The 3307-nt window shown below is 68.7% G+C and carries 3 protein-coding genes; 1 reads left to right on the top strand and 2 read right to left on the bottom strand.

Translation table 11 applies throughout. The annotated features are described in order from the left end of the window. Window positions 1-243: 243 nt before the first annotated feature. Window positions 244-1221 carry a M56 family metallopeptidase gene (locus QZX79_RS07045; protein ID WP_294566634.1) on the bottom strand — a complete coding sequence of 326 codons (978 nt, stop codon included), beginning with the start codon at window positions 1219-1221 and terminating at the stop codon, window positions 244-246. Window positions 1222-1227: 6 nt separating this feature from the next. Then, on the bottom strand, window positions 1228-1596 hold the full coding sequence (locus QZX79_RS07040) for a BlaI/MecI/CopY family transcriptional regulator (protein WP_120169614.1): 369 nt from the start codon (window positions 1594-1596) through the stop codon (window positions 1228-1230). Between the two features lie 219 nt (window positions 1597-1815). Between QZX79_RS07040 and QZX79_RS07035 the strand changes: the two genes are divergently transcribed. Then, window positions 1816-3307, top strand: a 1492-nt coding sequence (locus tag QZX79_RS07035; RefSeq protein WP_294566626.1) for a cytochrome ubiquinol oxidase subunit I, incomplete at its 3' end; no start/stop codon positions are given.

Here is a 3307-nt window from a genome sequence, read left to right as displayed (position 1 = left end):
CATCGGAGCCGCCCGCCGGGCCTTACCCCGGTGGATCGCGCACGGGAGCACCAGCCGCCCGCCGACCCGCACCACCGCGGATCGATGCCGGGGACCGGGGCCCGGATTCTGCAACCCCAGAGCGACGGGCGCGCCGGAAAGCGTCTTTCGCGCCGGATATTGCCGGTCCGCACGTCGCTTTCGGACGGGTGCGTCGTGAACGGGCGCGGCCCTGACGGCCAGAGCTGTCCCCGACGGGCGGCCTCACCCGGGCAGGGCGGGGGCGATCAGCAGCAGGGGAGGGAATACCAGCAGCAGACCGGCGGAGCCCAGGGCGACGGCGCGCTGCAGGGCCGTCAGCGGCCGCAGGGGGGTCAGCAGCCGGCGCAGGCGCTGGACCGAGGTGCTCCAGTCCTCGGCCAAGGTTCCGCGGTCCGGCGCCGGCAGTTCCAGCCGGGTCTCCGCCGACGGGGCGGTGTCCGCCACGGCGGGGGATCCGGCCGCGACGATCGCGATGGCCCGCACGAGGGTGCCTTCGTCGACGTGCTTGAGGGCCTGGTCGTCGGCCAGCATCTCGATCAGCTCCGTCACCGCGACCTGCGCGAGCTGCGAGGTGGGCAGCCAGGGCAGGGCGGACCGCCAGGCGGCAAACGCCCACAGGAGCAGGTGGTGGCGCTGCTGGAGGTGGGCGTTCTCATGGGTCAGGACGGCGTTGAGTTCCTCCTGGCTGAGCATCTCGAGGAGGCCGTCGGACAGGACCGTCACCGAGCGTGCCCCGCCGGGCAGGCAGTAGGCGACGGGCGTGGGGTGGTTGATCACCAGGGTCGCGGGGGAGTCCTTCACCGGCGAGCTGAGCAGGCGCAGCATGCTGCGGTGGCGCCGGCGCTGGCGCTGGATACGGATGAAGGTCAGCATCAGCGTGAAGACCAGGTGGACGCCCAGCAGGGTCGCCGCGCTCAGGGCGAAGACGTGGATGATTCCGAGGGTCTCGGCCGGCTTCTGCTCCATCAGCACGTTCCACAGCCCGATCGAGGCCGACAGGAGGTTGTCACCCAGCGGGGCCAGGCCCCAGACGAGCATGGCGCCGATCATGGAGAGCCCGCCGGCGAGGGCGATCGACTGCCACAGGACCATGGCCGTGAAGGGGGAGCGCGCGGGCCAGCGGGCGCGGGAGAGCGCAATGGGCGCCGGCCACGCGAGGAACACCGCGAGGGCCGCCAGAAAGTATGACGCCCAGAGCACTGGGACCTAGGCGCCGAGCAGCCTGCGCAGGGTCTGCGCCTCCGACTCCGAGACGCTGCCGATGAAACGCGCAAGCACCGCCTCGCGGTCGGGCGCCTTGGCGAACACTTCGTGCATCAGCTCGGCGGTGTGGTCGGCGCGGCTGGTGACCGCCTTGTAGCGGTGGGGCCGGCTGTCGCGCTCGCGCTGCACCAGGCCCTTCTTCTCGAGCCGGGACAGAACGGTCAGCACAGTGGTCACGGCGAGCTCGCGCCCGGTCTCGGCGCCGGCCGGGACGACGGCGATCGAATCGCGCAGCTCATTGGCCGTGAGTGCCCCGGGTGTTGACCACAGCAGGTCCATCACTGTGCGTTCGAGGTCTCCGAGGGTTGCCATGTTCTTCCTTCTGCGAAATCCGATAGTGCGTTTGGTGCCGTTCCTGCCGGTGGGGCAGGAACAGGATACAGCTCTGGTCGTTAAAGGATACCGCGTTTCGCCGCCGGTTTCTACGCCATGTAGAAGCCTCCCGAAAATTGTTCTACGCTATGTAGAAGAAGATTTCTACACGACGTAGAACAACGGCCGCGCAGCCCGCGGTGTACGCGAAAGGGTTTCATGGAAGCCTTGGAAATTGCCCGGTGGCAGTTCGGCATCACCACCGTCTACCACTTCCTGATGGTTCCGCTGACCATCGGCCTCGGCCTGCTCGTGGCGGTCATGCAGACCCTTTGGTACCGCACGGGCGAGGCCTCGTATCTGCGGATGACGCGGTTCTGGGGAAAGCTCTTCCTGATCAACTTCATCATGGGCGTGGCCACCGGGCTGGTGCAGGAGTTCCAGTTCGGCCTGGCCTGGAGCGAATACAGCCGGTTCGTCGGTGACGTCTTCGGCGCACCCCTGGCACTTGAGGCCCTGCTGGCCTTCTTCGTGGAGTCGACCTTCCTCGGCCTCTGGATCTTCGGGTGGCAGCGGTTGCCCAAGCTGGTCCACCTGCTCTGCCTGTGGGCCGCGGTGCTCGCCTCGGTGCTCTCCGCCTACTTCATCCTGGTGGCCAACTCCTGGATGCAGCACCCGGTCGGGTACGAGGTTGTCGACGGCCGACCCGTGCTGAACGACATCTGGGCGGTGCTGACCAACAACACCGCACTGGTGGCCTTCCCCCACACGGTCTTCGGTGCCCTCGCCGTCGCCGGGGCGTTCCTGCTCGGCATCAGCTGGTACCACCTCTGGAGGCGCCGCCACGACGGGATCGACACCGTCGACGCGTCCGGCCGGGTCCAGATCAGCGCCGCGGCCGCTCCGTCGCGGGACGCCACCGACCACCGGGTCTGGCTGCGCTCGGCCCGGCTCGGCGCCGTCGTCGCCATGATCGCCTTCGCCGGCACCGCCGTCTCCGGCGACTTCCAAGGCAAGCTCATGTTCGAGCAGCAGCCCATCAAAATGGCCGCCGCGGAGGCCGCCTGCCACGACGGCACCGGCTTCTCCGTGCTCTCCGTCGGCAACCTCGGCTCCCAGAGCTGCGACGACATCGTGGCCCTCGTCGAGGTCCCCGGCGTCCTCTCCTTCCTGGCCAACGGCGACTTCACCACCGAGGTCAAGGGCGTGAACACGCTGGTCCCCGAATACCAGGAGAAGTACGGGACCCACCTGCCCGACAACCCCATCTACGGCGACCGCGCCGGGACCGAGATCGACTACCTGCCCGTCCTCGAGGTCACCTACTGGGGCTTCCGCATCATGATCGGCTTCGGTGCCATCGCCGCCCTCGCCGCAGGCATCGCGTTCTGGGTGCTGCGCAAGGGCACCGTGCCCGAGTCCCGGTGGCTCATGCGCCTTGCGGTCTTCGGCATCCTCGCCCCGTTCGGTGCGAACGCCGCCGGCTGGATCTTCACCGAGATGGGCCGCCAGCCCTTCGTCGTCGCACCGAACCCCGAGTTCGCCGGCATCGACAGCGTGTTCATGTTCACCGCCGCCGCCGTCTCCCCAGGGGTCACCGTGGCCGAACTGCTCACCTCCCTGGTGGCCCTCGCCTCGGTGTACGCGGTGCTGCTGGTCATCGACAAGCCGCTCACCGCGAAGGTCATCTCCACGGTCTTCTCGGCGACGA

Source organism: uncultured Arthrobacter sp. (assembly GCF_902805515.1).
Lineage (GTDB): Bacteria > Actinomycetota > Actinomycetes > Actinomycetales > Micrococcaceae > Arthrobacter_D.
This window is presented reverse-complemented; position numbering and strand designations above follow the sequence as displayed.